This is a genomic window from Bacillus suaedaesalsae (genome assembly GCF_016890225.1).
In the GTDB taxonomy this organism is placed as follows: domain Bacteria; phylum Bacillota; class Bacilli; order Bacillales; family SA4; genus Bacillus_BS; species Bacillus_BS suaedaesalsae.
Genome location: NZ_JAFELM010000031.1, coordinates 292,753 through 307,491 on the forward strand (window position 1 = coordinate 292,753; position 14,739 = coordinate 307,491).

The 14,739-nt window shown below is 35.0% G+C and carries 21 protein-coding genes; 8 read left to right on the forward strand and 13 right to left on the reverse strand.

What is annotated here, in order from left to right; genetic code table 11:
- Positions 1-42 precede the first annotated feature (42 nt).
- Positions 43-669, forward strand: coding sequence for a YhcN/YlaJ family sporulation lipoprotein (locus JR050_RS13095; protein WP_204203928.1), 627 nt, complete (start codon positions 43-45; stop codon positions 667-669).
- Between the two features lie 129 nt (positions 670-798).
- Here the strand turns inward: JR050_RS13095 and JR050_RS13100 are convergent, their stop codons facing one another.
- A complete protein-coding gene (locus JR050_RS13100; RefSeq protein ID WP_204203929.1) occupies positions 799-1,254 on the reverse strand; it encodes a pyridoxamine 5'-phosphate oxidase family protein in 456 nt (151 codons plus the stop codon).
- A gap of 291 nt (positions 1,255-1,545) precedes the next feature.
- Here JR050_RS13100 and JR050_RS13105 point away from each other — a divergent pair, with 291 nt between their 5' ends.
- Both JR050_RS13105 and JR050_RS13110 read left to right on the forward strand, forming a co-directional pair.
- Complete coding sequence (locus JR050_RS13105) at positions 1,546-1,746, forward strand: YlaI family protein (RefSeq protein WP_204203930.1); 201 nt, start codon at positions 1,546-1,548, stop codon at positions 1,744-1,746.
- Positions 1,740-2,180: a hypothetical protein gene (locus JR050_RS13110; protein WP_204203931.1), complete on the forward strand. Its 441-nt coding sequence runs from the start codon at positions 1,740-1,742 to the stop codon at positions 2,178-2,180. Before JR050_RS13105 ends, JR050_RS13110 begins: the two co-directional genes overlap by 7 nt.
- On the opposite strand, the gene JR050_RS13115 is transcribed toward JR050_RS13110, so the two are convergent.
- The 3 genes from JR050_RS13115 to typA all read right to left on the reverse strand — a co-directional run bounded on the left by JR050_RS13115 (position 2,177) and on the right by typA (position 4,713).
- Complete coding sequence (locus JR050_RS13115) at positions 2,177-2,491, reverse strand: hypothetical protein (RefSeq protein ID WP_204203932.1); 315 nt, start codon at positions 2,489-2,491, stop codon at positions 2,177-2,179. The genes JR050_RS13110 and JR050_RS13115 overlap by 4 nt on opposite strands.
- On the reverse strand, positions 2,488-2,799 hold the full coding sequence (locus tag JR050_RS13120; RefSeq protein ID WP_204203933.1) for a YlaH-like family protein: 312 nt from the start codon (positions 2,797-2,799) through the stop codon (positions 2,488-2,490). Before JR050_RS13120 ends, JR050_RS13115 begins: the two co-directional genes overlap by 4 nt.
- 66 nt (positions 2,800-2,865) lie before the next feature.
- The gene (typA, locus tag JR050_RS13125; protein WP_204203934.1) at positions 2,866-4,713 is read right to left on the reverse strand and encodes a translational GTPase TypA; all 1,848 of its coding nucleotides are present in this window, start codon (positions 4,711-4,713) and stop codon (positions 2,866-2,868) included.
- 166 nt (positions 4,714-4,879) lie between these two features.
- On the opposite strand from typA, the gene JR050_RS13130 reads away from it, so the two are divergent.
- Positions 4,880-5,059 carry a DUF5325 family protein gene (locus JR050_RS13130; protein ID WP_204203935.1) on the forward strand — a complete coding sequence of 60 codons (180 nt, stop codon included), beginning with the start codon at positions 4,880-4,882 and terminating at the stop codon, positions 5,057-5,059.
- A gap of 13 nt (positions 5,060-5,072) precedes the next feature.
- On the opposite strand, the gene JR050_RS13135 is transcribed toward JR050_RS13130, so the two are convergent.
- From JR050_RS13135 to JR050_RS13145, 3 genes are all read right to left on the reverse strand, one after another.
- Complete coding sequence (locus tag JR050_RS13135) at positions 5,073-5,534, reverse strand: GNAT family N-acetyltransferase (protein WP_204203936.1); 462 nt, start codon at positions 5,532-5,534, stop codon at positions 5,073-5,075.
- Positions 5,534-6,343, reverse strand: a complete 810-nt coding sequence (locus JR050_RS13140) for an inositol monophosphatase family protein (RefSeq protein WP_204203937.1) — start codon at positions 6,341-6,343, stop codon at positions 5,534-5,536. The genes JR050_RS13135 and JR050_RS13140 overlap by 1 nt, the downstream gene beginning before the upstream one ends.
- A 149-nt stretch (positions 6,344-6,492) precedes the next feature.
- Complete coding sequence (locus tag JR050_RS13145) at positions 6,493-6,681, reverse strand: hypothetical protein (protein ID WP_204203938.1); 189 nt, start codon at positions 6,679-6,681, stop codon at positions 6,493-6,495.
- A 411-nt stretch (positions 6,682-7,092) separates the two neighbouring features.
- Here JR050_RS13145 and JR050_RS13150 point away from each other — a divergent pair, with 411 nt between their 5' ends.
- A complete protein-coding gene (locus JR050_RS13150; protein WP_204203939.1) occupies positions 7,093-7,719 on the forward strand; it encodes a YktB family protein in 627 nt (208 codons plus the stop codon).
- A 33-nt stretch (positions 7,720-7,752) separates the two neighbouring features.
- Here the strand turns inward: JR050_RS13150 and JR050_RS13155 are convergent, their stop codons facing one another.
- Complete coding sequence (locus JR050_RS13155; protein ID WP_204203940.1) at positions 7,753-8,022, reverse strand: UPF0223 family protein; 270 nt, start codon at positions 8,020-8,022, stop codon at positions 7,753-7,755.
- A complete protein-coding gene (locus tag JR050_RS13160; RefSeq protein WP_204203941.1) occupies positions 8,023-8,988 on the reverse strand; it encodes an NAD(P)H-dependent flavin oxidoreductase in 966 nt (321 codons plus the stop codon). It abuts the gene before it with no gap.
- Between the two features lie 207 nt (positions 8,989-9,195).
- Between JR050_RS13160 and JR050_RS13165 the strand changes: the two genes are divergently transcribed.
- The gene (locus tag JR050_RS13165) at positions 9,196-10,665 is read left to right on the forward strand and encodes an aminotransferase class I/II-fold pyridoxal phosphate-dependent enzyme (protein ID WP_204203942.1); all 1,470 of its coding nucleotides are present in this window, start codon (positions 9,196-9,198) and stop codon (positions 10,663-10,665) included.
- A 65-nt stretch (positions 10,666-10,730) separates the two neighbouring features.
- Here JR050_RS13165 and JR050_RS13170 read toward each other — a convergent pair whose 3' ends face one another.
- Positions 10,731-10,853 carry a GapA-binding peptide SR1P gene (locus JR050_RS13170; RefSeq protein WP_204203943.1) on the reverse strand — a complete coding sequence of 41 codons (123 nt, stop codon included), beginning with the start codon at positions 10,851-10,853 and terminating at the stop codon, positions 10,731-10,733.
- Positions 10,854-11,016: 163 nt separating this feature from the next.
- Positions 11,017-11,316 (reverse strand): DUF3055 domain-containing protein, encoded by a 300-nt coding sequence (locus tag JR050_RS13175; protein ID WP_204203944.1) that lies wholly within the window; start codon positions 11,314-11,316, stop codon positions 11,017-11,019.
- A 303-nt stretch (positions 11,317-11,619) separates the two neighbouring features.
- Between JR050_RS13175 and JR050_RS13180 the strand changes: the two genes are divergently transcribed.
- Positions 11,620-12,054: a DUF1885 family protein gene (locus tag JR050_RS13180; RefSeq protein WP_204203945.1), complete on the forward strand. Its 435-nt coding sequence runs from the start codon at positions 11,620-11,622 to the stop codon at positions 12,052-12,054.
- Positions 12,055-12,392: 338 nt separating this feature from the next.
- On the opposite strand, the gene JR050_RS13185 is transcribed toward JR050_RS13180, so the two are convergent.
- Together JR050_RS13185 and JR050_RS13190 are read right to left on the reverse strand one after the other, a co-directional pair.
- Positions 12,393-13,481: a M23 family metallopeptidase gene (locus JR050_RS13185; RefSeq protein WP_204203946.1), complete on the reverse strand. Its 1,089-nt coding sequence runs from the start codon at positions 13,479-13,481 to the stop codon at positions 12,393-12,395.
- Between the two features lie 189 nt (positions 13,482-13,670).
- Complete coding sequence (locus JR050_RS13190) at positions 13,671-13,919, reverse strand: hypothetical protein (RefSeq protein WP_204203947.1); 249 nt, start codon at positions 13,917-13,919, stop codon at positions 13,671-13,673.
- A gap of 219 nt (positions 13,920-14,138) precedes the next feature.
- Between JR050_RS13190 and JR050_RS13195 the strand changes: the two genes are divergently transcribed.
- Positions 14,139-14,534 carry a hypothetical protein gene (locus tag JR050_RS13195; protein ID WP_204203948.1) on the forward strand — a complete coding sequence of 132 codons (396 nt, stop codon included), beginning with the start codon at positions 14,139-14,141 and terminating at the stop codon, positions 14,532-14,534.
- Positions 14,535-14,739: the final 205 nt, after the last annotated feature.

Genomic DNA, 14,739 nt, shown 5'->3' on the forward strand with positions numbered 1-14,739 from the left:
TCGTAACTCTTAAAAAGTGTAAAAGGATATGGAGGGAATAAAATGAATAAAATTGTCATGATTCTATCGATTATATGTTTTGCTCTTATGGCAGGGTGTAACAATAATAACGAAGCAAGAAAAAATGAAGAAAATGAATTTATCCAAGTTAAAAATCAAGTAATCGAAAAGGATGATCCAAGGTCATCAGAAGAAATTGCTCAGAACTTAGTTAAGCTTGCCTCAAGCGTACCTAACGTAAATGATGCTACCGCTCTTGTAATCGGAAATGTAGCAGTTGTTGGAATTGATGTGAATTCCAAAATCGACCGTTCACGAGTTGGCACAATTAAATATTCTGTTGCAGAGAGCTTAAAACATGATCCTCATGGTGCAAACGCAATCGTAATTGCAGACCCAGATGCAAATGTTAGACTTCGCCAAATGGGTAAGGAAATTAAACAAGGTCGTCCAATCAGCGGAATAATGAATGAGTTATCAGCAATGGTTGGTAGATTAATGCCAGAACTTCCAGCCGATATATTCGAACAAGATCGAACTGCACCAACTGAAACAAATAGTAAAAATCAACTCCCAGAAGGAAAAGAAAATGAACTTGAAAAGGAACAACAAGACCAATCTAAAAACCAAAAAAATCGAGACACACAAACACCAAAGAATAACCTATAAGATACAGTTTTTTTCGTAAACATGTTCCTTTACTAGACTTATGAAACAACACAAATCAATGAAAAAAGACTAAAATAAAATCGCTTGGGATAGTCTATACTCCCGAGCGATTTTTGTTACTAATGATATTTAGTTATTTTTAATCGCTTCCATTACTTGACGATCCAACCTAGTAGCTGCCTCAGCATCATATGTTTTTTCATATCTCGGTTCGATTGAGATTTTTGCTCCATAAAACATAACATCACGAACTTCACTTATCTTAATTTCAACAAGAGCTAATTTTAACGGTACATCTTCAACTTTCTCATTTTTAATGACCGCTTCGCCATATATGGAATATGTAGAATCATTTGCCACAACATTCATTACAATTAGAGGTATATTCTTTATATTTTGTATAATTCTAGATCGATTATCGACAGCGAAGACAATACGCCTTTGGTCAGGAGCATACACCCAAGAAATTGCACTTACATTTGGACCACCTGTTACGTGATCAATAGTTGATATCGTTACAAATCTCTCTCTTTGAAGAAAATCATACAAACTTGAAATTAACATGGATTCAACTTGATTTGCCATTTTCTTTCCCTCCTATTGTTTGTAATCAATTAGTTTTATTTAAAAAAAAATACAATGAAGTCAATTTCATGGGTCAGTTATTGATGATGTTTTTCGAAAACCAAGTAATACCTTGGTTTCAGTTACATCTTTTCGTCAAAGAATTGAATATCACACACGATAGAAGATTTAACCTTAATTAGATTTTGATGAAGAGTACAATGTTAACGAAAAGCGCTTAAGGAAATAAACATTATGTATAATTCATGCTATACTGTTTACATGAAGATTTCAACAATTAGAGGTGGAAAGATGAGAGTTAAGTGCGTGATATGCGATAAGATTGAAAATATAGAAGACGAGACATTAGTGGCAAAGCGACTTAGAAATCGCCCAATTCATACATATATGTGTCAAGACTGTCATGATCGAATCGAAATTAAAACAAAAGAACGACTAAATACTGGGAAGTTTAGAGTGTATCGTGAAAGGAAGCTTAAAGAAGATTGGTAACGAGACAGCATTTAGTATCTGGAGCTTCCAGTGGAGTTATAGGTGGAGTAATCTTAGGTTTTTTCTTAAAAGTTGTACAAACCTTTACAGGGATAAAAGTTTATACTCTATTACTAAATGTAGATTTCCTCCCGATACTTGGCAGAGTGATCTGGAGTGAATTTGTAGAGTTTTTCTTTCATCTGTGTATTTCATTTTTACTGGGAATGATTTATTCTTTCATTCCAAAAACAAAGACACACCCATACATAACATCATTCATCATTACAATTCCTACTATTCCTTTATTCTATGTGCTCATTCACTTATCTATTAAAGAAACCGTCTCAATAACTGATTTAACTGGGTTTCTATTGTGGACGATTGGACATATATTATTTGCATTTTCCTTGGCAGCTTCCTATCAGTATTTAACTAAAAAAATGACGACCTAGTTAGTAGGCTCGTCATTTTCTTCTTCTTTTGGATAGTTTATAAACTTCTCTGGCTCTGCTTCCATTTGCTCAAGCATGACATCAATTAGTTCTACTGGAAACCTAGTTCTCTTCTGTTCACCTTGTAAAACATAAGAGACTTCGTACATTTGTTCATCTTTTTTCACTGTAATCTCACTTATTCCATGTTCTTCTGTAAGAACCTCATAGAAGAGATTTACCGTATCCTGTGCTGCCGTATCATCTACTCTAACATCTGCAACGACTTTAATGGTTAACCAATTATATAGTGTGTCCTGCAATGAACTCATGTATTTGCATCTGCCTTTTTAGAGTTATGTAGTCTAATCTTATAAACAATTAAAATAACAGCTGCAACGACAAGACCCTCTGCAACAGGTAAAAAGATTCCTAAAAAAGTTAACACCGTACAACCTAGTGCTAAAAAGAAATAAATGACAACTGATTTTAATATAGGGAGCTTCTTAGCGAACCCTAGCTTGTACACAACTACAGAAAGTAAAAAAATAGTAATATATAAAAGCCACATTCCTAAGTCAGGATTTTGTTCTACCCGGTATAAAGCAGGGAAAAAGGATAAATAATCGCCCACTTCCATATGTGTTCCTCCTTCAATATGAAATAAAAAGACAGGGTCAACGAAGTGTTAACCCTAATTTTACTCTTATTGACCTACATCAGCATACTTTTTCTTTTTTGCAGCTCTTTCACGTTCACTCTTATCCAGAATCTTTTTACGTAGACGAATGGATTGTGGTGTAACCTCACAATATTCATCATCATTTAGATATTCCAATGATTCTTCTAGTGACATGATTTTCGGCTTTTTCATTGTTGTCGTTTGGTCTTTATTAGCAGAACGCATATTTGTCATTTGCTTTGCTTTAATGACGTTAACTGTAAGGTCATTATCACGGTTATTTTCTCCGACAATCATACCTTCGTATACATCTGTACCTGGTTCAATGAAAATTGTTCCACGGTCTTCTAAAGCTAAAATACTGTATTGAGTGGATTTACCTGTTTCTAATGAAACAAGCACACCATTACGACGTCCACCAATCTGACCAGCAAATACTGGTTGATAGCTATCAAACGTATGATTTAAGATACCATACCCTCTTGTCATTGTCATAAATTCAGTTCGGTAACCGATTAATCCACGTGCTGGTACATTGAATACCATTCGTGTTTGTCCGCCGCCATTACTTGACATATCCACTAGTTCACCTTTTCTCATTCCTAGTGATTCCATAATCGATCCAGTATATTCATCCGGCACATCGATTTGAACACGTTCAACTGGCTCACACTTAACGCCATCAACTTCCTTAACGATTACTTCTGGCTTAGATACTTGTAATTCAAAGCCTTCACGTCTCATGTTTTCAATTAAGATTGATAAATGTAATTCACCACGACCTGAAACTGTCCAAACATCTGGTGAATCAGTTTGATCAACACGTAAGCTAACATCTGTCTCTAATTGAGCCATTAAGCGCTCTTCGATTTTTCGTGCTGTAACCCATTTACCTTCTCGTCCTGCAAACGGACTATTATTAACAAGGAAGGTCATTTGCAAAGTAGGTTCATCAATACGAAGTATTGGAAGCGCCTCTTGCTTGTCAATCGGACATACAGTTTCACCAACGTTAATGTCTTCCATTCCAGAAACAGCAACTAAATCGCCAGCTTTTGCTTCTTGAATTTCAATACGTTTAAGACCAATGAATCCAAACATCTTTGTAACACGGAACTTCTTCACAGAACCGTCTAGCTTCATTAACGAGACTTCTTGCCCTACATTCATTGTCCCGCGGAAAATACGTCCAATTCCAATACGTCCAACATAGTCATTATAATCAAGAAGTGTAACTTGGAATTGAAGAGGCTCATCACTGTTATCTACAGGAGCAGGAATATGCTCTAAGATTGAATCAAACAAACAGCTCATGTCTTCCTCTTGGTTAGCTGGGTCTGGATCAAGGCTCGCTGTACCATTAATAGCTGATGCATATACAACCGGGAATTCAAGTTGATCTTCTTCAGCACCTAATTCAATAAATAAATCGATTACTTCATCTATAACCTCTAATGGTCTTGCAGATGGCTTATCAATTTTATTAACTACAACAATTGGAGTTAGCTTTTGTTCTAATGCCTTTTTTAACACGAAACGAGTTTGGGGCATCGTTCCTTCATATGCATCTACAACTAATAGAACTCCATCAACCATACGCATAATACGTTCTACTTCTCCACCAAAGTCAGCATGTCCTGGTGTGTCCATAATGTTGATTCTTTTTTCCTTATATTCAATCGCAGTATTTTTCGCTAATATTGTAATTCCGCGCTCTTTTTCGATAGCATTCGAATCCATTGCACGTTCTTCAACATGTTCGTTTGAACGGAATGTACCAGATTGATGCAACAATTTGTCAACCAATGTTGTTTTACCATGGTCAACGTGAGCAATGATAGCAATATTACGAAGATCATCACGTAATTTCAAGATCTCATCTCCTACTTCTAATTAAGGTTTTCTCTCGTGCTTTAAGCATTCAAGCATTTTTCTTACATTTACAACTTTGCTATTATACCATATACTTTCAAGATGCGTGAAAGAATCTCATTTTCATTTATAAAAATCTTTTGTAAACTATAGTTGGAGGGTTATTATGCAAAAGAAAAAAGTTATTTCATTACTACTAGCATTCCTTACTGCTTTTTTTATCATACTTATCGGAATAGCAATTGCTGAAAGAAGTGGACTAGGAATTCTTGGGGCAATACTCGGAGTTATTGTGACAATGGGTGTAGGGTTTGTATTTAAAGCTAAAAATCGAGAAAAAGAGTAAGGAAAACACTTCCTTACTCTTTTTCTAAAGGTTTTATACACAATAAGTAGGTCTTGTCATATTCTTTTTCAATTTTATATTGCTCGAATCCACAGGAAGTTAGAAAAGATATCCACCCATGTTGCATAATCGGGATGGCTGCATAAGCAATCTTCTCCCCCTTATCAGCCCATGTATGAAGCAATTGGGTAATAATTGTTTTCCCATACCCATTTCTTTGATATTGAGGATGTATAAGTAACGTACCAACCCATGGTCTTCCATTAGACTGTGCGTGTTCCACTGTATAGGAAATACCGATTTCTCTGTTTTCATCTGACCAAATCAACCATACTCCGTTTACATGCTCATATTTTTTCATAAAATTATGTAACTCAGATTCGTGACATTCTTCCTCCTGCCAGTCTTTGCTATCTTTCACACAATTAATAAAAAAAGAAAAATCAATGTCTTCATAGGGACGACTTGTTACCATCACTCGTTCTTACCAAGGACGTACGTATCGACAACTTCATCATGAAAACTCGCATTACTGGCAAATACAGAGTTTTGCTCTAATAATTTTAATGATTTACCTTCAATCGTAGTTACCAATCCACCAACTTCTTCAATTAATACTAAACCAGCTGCAAAATCCCAAGGTGATAGTCTCATCGTAATATATGCATCTAACCTTCCTGCTGCAACATAAGCTAATTCAATTGCGGCTGAACCATAAGACCTTGTCCCTCTCACACGTTTAATGAGTGGAGCTAATTTCGTAGGATCAATTCGCTTATTTTCAGTTACCCATGTTGCGTTAATTCCAATCACCGCTTCTTCAAGCTTCACATTTTTCAACTTAGGAAGGCTTACATCATTTAGAAACGCACCTTGTCCCTTTTGGGCATGATAAAGGTCCCCACTTACAACATCAAAGATTAGCCCAATTTTTCCGACTCCATTTTCATATATCCCAATGGAGATCGCAAAATTGCGTTGTTGATGAACAAAATTCATTGTTCCATCGATTGGATCAATAATCCATACTATTCCTACTAAGGTTTGGACATTATCACCAACCCCCTCCTCCCCTAGAATTCGGTGACCAGGAAAGTTTTTAGTTATTCTTTCAATAAAAAACTGTTCAATTTCATGATCCATATTGGTAACAAGGTCATCAGGAGATGTTTTTGTTTGAATCATTAATTGTGATGAAAAGGAATTTCGAATGATATTACCCGCTTCTTTAATCCATTGTTTTGCGTATGTATCAAGTTTGTTCCAGTCAAGAGCACTATCCAAAAGTCTCTCCCCCTAAATGTTTCAAAAACTTTAATATTAGAGTATCGAATTAAGAAAGAATAATGCAAGTTAGACAACTCAGCCAGTTATTCACTATCATTCCCTTCACAGAAAAAACGAACCCCTTCTAAAAGGTCCGTAAAATCCTTTTAAGCGTCTAAGCGGATCATTTCTTGTCTAAGCTTCTCTAATTTACGTTTGCATTCTAAAATTTTTTTAGCATCCTTTATTAATAAAGCATCATAAAGGGTTGCTAATTCATAATCAACTTCTAAACGTAAAACAGGTTTTCGTTTTTCTGCTTCCGTTTTCTTCTTATCATTTAAGACTTGTTTCATGAACGATGCACCCCTTTCCATCATTTCGGTTGTACTCGGCTGATAAAAGACTAAAATTTCAGTTATTTTGTTGTTATATATATTATGTATAGACCTTGTGCTATGCAACAAAAATGTGTGATTACCTATAAATTTTGTTTTGATCTTTTTTCTATGTGAGTTTTACGTGCAGAAGTTTAAGTTACATTAATTCTTGCACCTTCGAGTAAAACATTAATAGTTAAAATATGATCATTGGCGGCTCTCCGTCAGTGCGTGAAGCTTGTGCCGAGAGCGAAAAAAAATTGTATTATAGTTACTATCCATTAGGCAATAGTCTCAATACTTATCTTTTCAACAATATTCGACGTTGTGATATGATAAAGGATATATTATGGTTAACAACACTGTGCAGAATTTTAGGAGGTTATTATGGTATTCACAGGTTTTAGTGAGAAGGATTTTAACACCTTTCAAATAGAAGGACTAGACGAGAGAATGGCATCGATAAAGGAGAATATCCAACCAAAGTTTCGTGATATTGGAAATGTACTTAGTCAGGATTTATCGGTTCTTACAGGTAATGAGATGTTTTTACATATCGCCAAACACGCGAGACGAACAGTTAATCCTCCTAAAGATACTTGGTTAGCTATTTGTCATGATAAACGCGGCTATAAAAAACATCCACACTTTCAAGTAGGAGTATTTGATGACCACGTATTCGTTTGGCTTGCTTTTATTTATGAATTACCGAATAAACAAGATATTGCTTTTAAATTTTTAAAGAAGGCTGAGTTTGTGAAAGAGTCTATCCCAAGTTCCTATGTCATTTCATTAGATCATACTAAAAAACAATCACTTCAAGTAAATGATTTATCAAAAAAAGAGTTTAAAGAGGTGCTTGAACGGTTCCAAAACGTCAAAAGCGCAGAATTTTTAGTTGGACGCCACGTACAAGCAGATGACCCACTACTAAAAGATGGAGAGCAATTTATAGATTTTGTTAAAGAAACTTATCATACACTACTTCCTCTTTATAAACTTTCATTGACTTAACATAAAAAAGAATGCTCTAATCGCATTCTTTTTTTACATTTTTAATATCTTTTTAGATGGTTCCTCCATCATTTTCTTTATGGCACGATAACTTGAGTAGCCACTTTCTTTTTCAAACTCACCACAAAGTTTTTTCTCTTCAGATTTACTTGGAACAACTTCCTTAAACCTTTTATAAGCCCTAGATAATTGTTCTCGATCGATTCCAGATTCATATGCTTTTTCTATACTACTAAAAAACTGAATGACATTGACAATTTCATCTGTTGTCCAGTCTGTTGATATCGGATATTCATAGCTCATTTATTCATTCTCACTCCATTTTGTTCTTATTAATTCTGCTTCCTTTATAATACGAGTAAACAACTCATCGACCGATGGAACATCCTTAATACGTCCCATTACTTGTCCAGCCCATGCGAATCCTTCATTTTCCTCGCCATCATAAATATACCTTTTATTAGCATACCCACTAATATAATCTTTCAGTGATTCATACGTAGCTTCCTGCTCTTCGAGTTCAATTATTTTAGAAGTCCAATTATTCGAGATTGCCCTTGCAGGTGCACCAAGACTTCTCTTAATCACAATCGTATCATTTTCAGAACTTTCTACTAGTCGCTTTTTATAAATATTACTCGCATGAATACATTCTTGGGTTGCAATAAAGCGAGTTCCCATTTCAATCCCTTCTGCACCTAAACTTAATGCTGCCATGAATCCCTTGCCATCTGCAATACCACCAGAAGCTACTACAGGAATAGAGACTGCATCTACCACTTGAGGTACAAGTACCATCGTACCAATATCATGTTTCCCAAGATGACCTCCGCCTTCTTGACCAACTACCATCACAGCATCTGCTCCTAATTCCTCTGCTTTTTCAGCCTGTCTTCTAGCAGCAACCAGCACTAGCTTTTTAATCGTAGTTCCTTTTAATTGTTCAAATATCGGTGCCGGATTACCACCAGTCATTGTGATAGCAGGAACATCTTCATCAATGGCAACTTGAAGCATCTCTTCAAATGGACGACCGTGCTGTCCAATTGCGTAATTCACCCCAAACGGTTTATTTGTCTTTTCTCTTACTGTTCTTATTTCTTCACGTAGTTGTTCTGGTGTCTCAAGTGACATCGCCGTTATTTGTCCTAATCCACCGGCATTTGATACTGCTGCTGCTAAATCTGAATACGCTAAATAGGCTAGACCACCTTGTATAATGGGATATTTAATGTTTAAAAGCTGAGTTATTCGAGTTTCCCAATTCAATTATATCTCCCCCTACTCCTGTTAGCTTCTATATAATTCATTGAAAATCCTTTTTTCATGTTTATTCATTATTTGATAGGAAAAGGTATATATAGCTTCTCTTTTTTGAATCCTATAAAGAAACAATATTTTCCTTTCCATAAATTACGATAAATGCTATAATCACTCTTGTTTTTTATTGATAATAGTGTAGAAGAGGTGTAAGCGTTGAACCAACAAGAAACACCGTTATTTACGGGGTTATTAGAACATGTGAAAAAGAATCCAATCCAGTTTCATATTCCTGGACATAAAAAAGGTAGTGGCATTGATCCTGCGTTTCGTGACTTCATCGGTACAAATGCACTATCAATAGATTTAATTAATATTGGACCTTTAGATGATCTGCATCATCCAAAAGGAATGATTAAACAAGCACAACAACTCGCAGCTAAAGCATTTGGTGCAGATCACACCTTCTTCTCCGTGCAAGGGACAAGCGGTGCAATCATGACGATGGTAATGTCAGTATGTAGTCCTGGTGATAAGATTATTGTACCAAGAAATGTTCATAAGTCAGTTATGTCTGCCATTATTTTTTCTGGTGCAACACCAATCTTTATACATCCTGTTGTAGATAAAAAACTAGGAATTTCTCATGGAATTACTCCTGACTCAGTAGAAAAAGCTTTATCACAACATCCCGATGCTAAAGGAGTATTAGTAATAAATCCTACGTATTTCGGAGTTTCAGCTGATTTAAAACGTATTGTGGAGATTGCCCATGAGTATGAAGTACCAGTGCTAGTAGACGAAGCACATGGTGTACATATTCATTTCCATGATGATCTTCCGTTATCTGCCATGCAGGCTGGTGCGGATATGGCTGCGACAAGTGTTCATAAGCTAGGTGGTTCAATGACCCAAAGCTCTATCCTTAATATACGCGAAGGCCTTATTTCACCAAAGCGTGTTCACTCGATTATTAGTATGTTAACGACAACATCTACTTCTTATCTGTTATTAGCATCTTTAGATACAGCCCGGAGAAGATTAGCTACTGAAGGTAAAGAGATAATTGGTAAGGCAATTGAGCTTGCTGAAACTACGAGAAAACAAATAAATGAGATTCCTCATTTATATTGTTTTGGAAGAGAAATTTTAGATTCTAAATCGACGTATGATTATGACCCAACTAAGCTAACGATTTGTGTCAAGGACTTAAATATTACAGGTTTTGATGTTGAATTATGGCTACGTGAACAATATAACATTGAAGTTGAAATGTCTGATTTATATAACATTCTTTGTATTATTACTCCTGGAGATACACAGGCAGAGACCTCTTTATTAGTAAAGGCACTAAAAGAGCTTTCAGAGAAATTTAATCATCAGTCTACAAAGGCTGAGATGGACGTAGAAATTCCTGATATTCCTTTATTAGCCATATCACCGCGCGATGCGTTTTATGCTGATACTGAAGTTGTTCCTTTCGAGGAATCTGCTGGTAGAGTAATTGCAGAATTTATTATGGTGTATCCACCAGGTATTCCGATTTTCATTCCAGGGGAGATAATTACAGAAGATAATCTTAATTATATACGTAAAAATCAGGAAGTTGGTTTACCTGTTCAAGGTCCAGAAGATTTCGATTTAAAGCACTTACGTGTAATTAAAGAACATCGAGCGATCCGATAATATAATGTCAAATAAAAGAAGCATGTAGCGCGCGCTACATGCTTTTAAATTTACATTATGTTATACTATTTCTCTTCATTATTAGAGTTACATGTACAGTTGTTACACTTTGCGTAAAGAGTTGTTACTTTTTCTTCTTCAAAATGCTCAATTGTTCTCTCACATGACTGACAAACGATGATTCCCATGTTCCTCATCCCCTTTTATTCTAATGAAAGCGGTAACATTTTTCTTTAATTAAATAATAATATGTCATATTAGTACTGTCAATACCCAATTTGTATAACACATTCAACTCATAATAAACATTTTAAAAGGGATGAAAATAGACAACTGTATTTGGAAGAACTGTTATTCATATTGTGTTTCTAATGGCATCGAAGGCAACGTTTCCTTAAAAAACTCTGCTAAATCTTCTGCTTCTTTTCTTGTTCGGATACTAAAAACTTTTTGTAAATGATCTAAATCTTGGATATCTTGAGGATCGAGAAGAGTTGATCTACCTGTTTGCATACAGATAACTAGAGGTTTTCCAAAGAACATATTTGTATATACGAGGCCAAAATCATAACGGAAATCATCAGTTGTAAAGCCTACAAATCGTACCTTCGCCTTTTCACTCTCATCATACAATCTTTCAAAATAGTTCATCCTATCCCTCCATCGTTAAATATTCAGAATATTATTATAAATCAAACAACTGTACATCACAACACGTATAATTACCTATTTATCACGTCTACTTCAAATAGGTTATACAATTAAATCAGTTAAAGGTTGTCAATTTAAAATTCTGAATGCTAGAATGGAACTATTAGTGGAACTAATTTCTTTTTCTTTAAAGGCTTTGTTTTCGAATGAATTTTCTTAACACACAGCTTCCTAAAAACGTTCCCGAGTAATTCAAGCATATTCATAAAAAATATAAAAAATGCTACTTGAGGAGTGAAAATATTGAGTAATAGTGCATACATAAAGCTTGTTCCTGGTTCAACACAACAATCGATAAGTCTAGATGAGGTGAAGAAGCTTTTCCATTATTATAAAGAGATTACATCCAAAACTGGAGCGCAAGTAAGTTGGTCATATAGCACAGCTGCATTTCCTTATGAACTAAAAGAGAAGCCAGAAGGAAAAGACCAATGGTTTTATTTAAAATCAGACGAAAGAGGCTACAATATGATTGTGGTTGGAGTCGGTTCTGAACAATATGAAGATGAAAACGGTGAATTTGTAAATCGAGAGTACATCCAAATCGTATTACCGGAAGGTGCTACACATGGTGACAAAGGAAAAGGAAATGAGTTTTCAAAGTTTCTTGGCCAAAAGCTAGAGGGTGAATTACATCTCTTCAATGGAAGAGTAATGTATTACTATAAAAGAAAGTAAGAGGCTGGGCCAAAATTATTTCGGCGAAGAAAAATCCGAACAATCATCTCAAATTCGTTAAAAATAGGATTTGTTTGAGTTCGGATTTTTTTATTTGTTTTGTTTGAGACTACGTTTCGTTTTAAAGTATGTTCTAGCTGTTAGTTGGAGTGCAAGACGAAGACTCCTGCGGGAGAAGCGAGTTAGGTGAGACCCCCCAGGGAGGAACGACTGAGGAGGCTCACCAACACCCCGCGGAAAGCTAAGTCTTGCACGGAAATTAACAGCTGTATTAAAAGCTTTTCTAATTTGAAATTGTTCGTTTTCAGAGTATCGTGTTTTAGTTTTGTCCCAGCCTCTTATTTTTGTTCAAATAAATGTTTTAAAATCTGTTTTACATCCTCAGTACTTAAACCTTTCCAAAACAGCTCATTATGAATTAAAAGGTCTAAATGTAAGTGTAATTCTGAGTTATCCTTTTTTACTTCTCCGCTTGTCCCACTATTTCCTACATAACCAACAACCGTATCTTTTGTTATGACTTCACCTACACGCACAGATGCTGGAATAGAATCTAAATGAGCATATCTAGCTAAAACTCCATTTGGATATGAAATCCAAACTTGTTTCCCTCTCAGTTTATCTAACATATATTCAGGTGTTGTCGGTAAAGTCGCTGCGATTTGTAAATCATTATTTCTCACTTTTTCATTCGGATAAGGAGCATAATCATGATCTGCACGAACAACTTTACCTTCAGCCATTCCATAAACGGGTGTTTGCTGATTGATAGTGACTTTGGAAGAGTATTGATAGAAATCCATTCCTTCATGGGTACCATGTCGGTATGCTCGTTTTGCCCCTGGTAGATGAGAAGGTACAGTACTTACATTCGCTCCCTTTATTGGATTATCGAGAATTGATAATAATGAAAGAATCTCTTCTATATCCTTCGGTACCAATGGTTTTGTACTAGCAGGTACGTCCGTCTTTTCTTTTGGAATGTTAATTGTTAATAGCTCTTTCCTTTCTAGTACTTTTGCTTGAAGTGTCCCCTTAAAAAAATCAATAGAAAGATATGGTTCACCCTTTATTATTTCGAATGTCGTTCTAGATGTAGGGAAGTGTTCACTACCATTATTGAATACAGGAACACCATATATAAAAGTGTAGGTTTCTTGTCCATTATTGAATTTTAATATTCGATTGATTTCATCGTATTCGTATGTAACCCTAAGCTTCTCACTGATTTCTTGAACTGCAACGTATTTTGTATCGTAAAGGTTAACATAACCAACATTAGTATTTACATATCGATTTTTGTCTGTTTGATTTGTCGATAACTTCATACCTTGAGTCACTTTATTTTGGTGATGAGTATACTTTTCATTTGAACAGCTGACTAAAATAATAGTAATACTAGAGATAATAAGAAACCATGTTTTCATAAAGTATCCTTTCCTACGAATTAAACTAGTAATGTATCTATTATCTTTATCCAATTGTTGGGTTTTCATTCGTTTTGATTTGTTATCAGATACTTCTTCATAATGAAAAGTTTTATAAGACATAGCAGCACCAAGTTCTTGGCACCAGTGAAGCTTAGTCAGTTTTAAATGCATTCGAGAGTAATAGATTCAGATAAACTCTAAAATCCACCAAGATATTCTTTGTACTACTATAAAAATGATTAGTGTCGCGAAAGTGAGCTTAGCTGATTTTTTCGTAGAGTATCCATTAGCATTTGCAGCAATATAGGCTAAATATATAAATACAATTGATAATAGTCCTTTTGCATAGATTCGATCGTGATTTGATAACATTTCAACGATTGTAAAAATACTGTATATCATAGCTTGTATACTTATTACAGCTAATACCCTCATATCATTACCCCTTACATATCTCCTTTATAAATATGTATGCAATGTACAAGACTGTTATTTTTCATTTTTGTAACAAATAAATGACAAGCCAAAATTTCTAATATTTGCGTGGTACAATAGCCCTAACTACATTTGGAAATAAGTAGGACCTTTTAGAGACTAAATGGTTTTATTAAACTATTTATTAGCTAAGTTTCCTATAGGAAGGGTGACACCTGAATGTTTATACGCATCTTTGTTGTTATTAGTTCGTTTATGATTCTATCTTCATGTAATTTTGGAAACGCTGGGGAACATTCTCTCGAATCGTTTCTACAGGCTGATGCCCTCTTTATATCAAATGAAGAAAATTTAGAGATTGAAGATGAGTACTATGATGCAATTTTGGAAATTAAAAAAATGTATCCTGGTGAAATGAACAAGGTCATCCTTATAACGGATCAGGAGCACCATTATATTGAGGAACAATTGGAAGTGTCGACTTATCCAACTTTACTATTATTGAATGAGCAAAAAGTGAAAGTTAAAATAGAAGGAGAACGAAATACAGATTATATTTTTGAAGAGATTGTCTCTTACATAGAAGACGAAAAACAGTATACCTCTAACAATTAACATACAAAACAAGAGGCTGGGCCAAAAGTATTTTCGGCGAAAAAAAATCCAAACAATCATCTCAAATTCGTTTAATAGGATTTGAATGAGTTCGGATTTTTTTATTTGTATTGTTAGAGACTACGTTTTGTTTTAAGTATGTTCTAGCTGTTAATTGGAGTGCAAGACGAAGACTCCTGCGGGAGAAGCGAGTTAGGTGAGACCC

Coding starts and splice junctions, on each gene's coding strand:
- JR050_RS13095 (WP_204203928.1), top strand. CDS start 43: ATGAATAAAATTGTCATGATTCTATCGATTATATGTTTTGCTCTTATG.
- JR050_RS13100 (WP_204203929.1), bottom strand. CDS start 1,254: ATGGCAAATCAAGTTGAATCCATGTTAATTTCAAGTTTGTATGATTTT.
- JR050_RS13105 (WP_204203930.1), top strand. CDS start 1,546: ATGAGAGTTAAGTGCGTGATATGCGATAAGATTGAAAATATAGAAGAC.
- JR050_RS13115 (WP_204203932.1), bottom strand. CDS start 2,491: ATGAGTTCATTGCAGGACACACTATATAATTGGTTAACCATTAAAGTC.
- JR050_RS13120 (WP_204203933.1), bottom strand. CDS start 2,799: ATGGAAGTGGGCGATTATTTATCCTTTTTCCCTGCTTTATACCGGGTA.
- JR050_RS13130 (WP_204203935.1), top strand. CDS start 4,880: ATGCAAAAGAAAAAAGTTATTTCATTACTACTAGCATTCCTTACTGCT.
- JR050_RS13135 (WP_204203936.1), bottom strand. CDS start 5,534: ATGGTAACAAGTCGTCCCTATGAAGACATTGATTTTTCTTTTTTTATT.
- JR050_RS13145 (WP_204203938.1), bottom strand. CDS start 6,681: ATGAAACAAGTCTTAAATGATAAGAAGAAAACGGAAGCAGAAAAACGA.
- JR050_RS13150 (WP_204203939.1), top strand. CDS start 7,093: ATGGTATTCACAGGTTTTAGTGAGAAGGATTTTAACACCTTTCAAATA.
- JR050_RS13155 (WP_204203940.1), bottom strand. CDS start 8,022: ATGAGCTATGAATATCCGATATCAACAGACTGGACAACAGATGAAATT.
- JR050_RS13170 (WP_204203943.1), bottom strand. CDS start 10,853: ATGGGAATCATCGTTTGTCAGTCATGTGAGAGAACAATTGAGCATTTT.
- JR050_RS13175 (WP_204203944.1), bottom strand. CDS start 11,316: ATGAACTATTTTGAAAGATTGTATGATGAGAGTGAAAAGGCGAAGGTA.
- JR050_RS13185 (WP_204203946.1), bottom strand. CDS start 13,481: ATGAAAACATGGTTTCTTATTATCTCTAGTATTACTATTATTTTAGTC.
- JR050_RS13190 (WP_204203947.1), bottom strand. CDS start 13,919: ATGAGGGTATTAGCTGTAATAAGTATACAAGCTATGATATACAGTATT.
- JR050_RS13195 (WP_204203948.1), top strand. CDS start 14,139: ATGTTTATACGCATCTTTGTTGTTATTAGTTCGTTTATGATTCTATCT.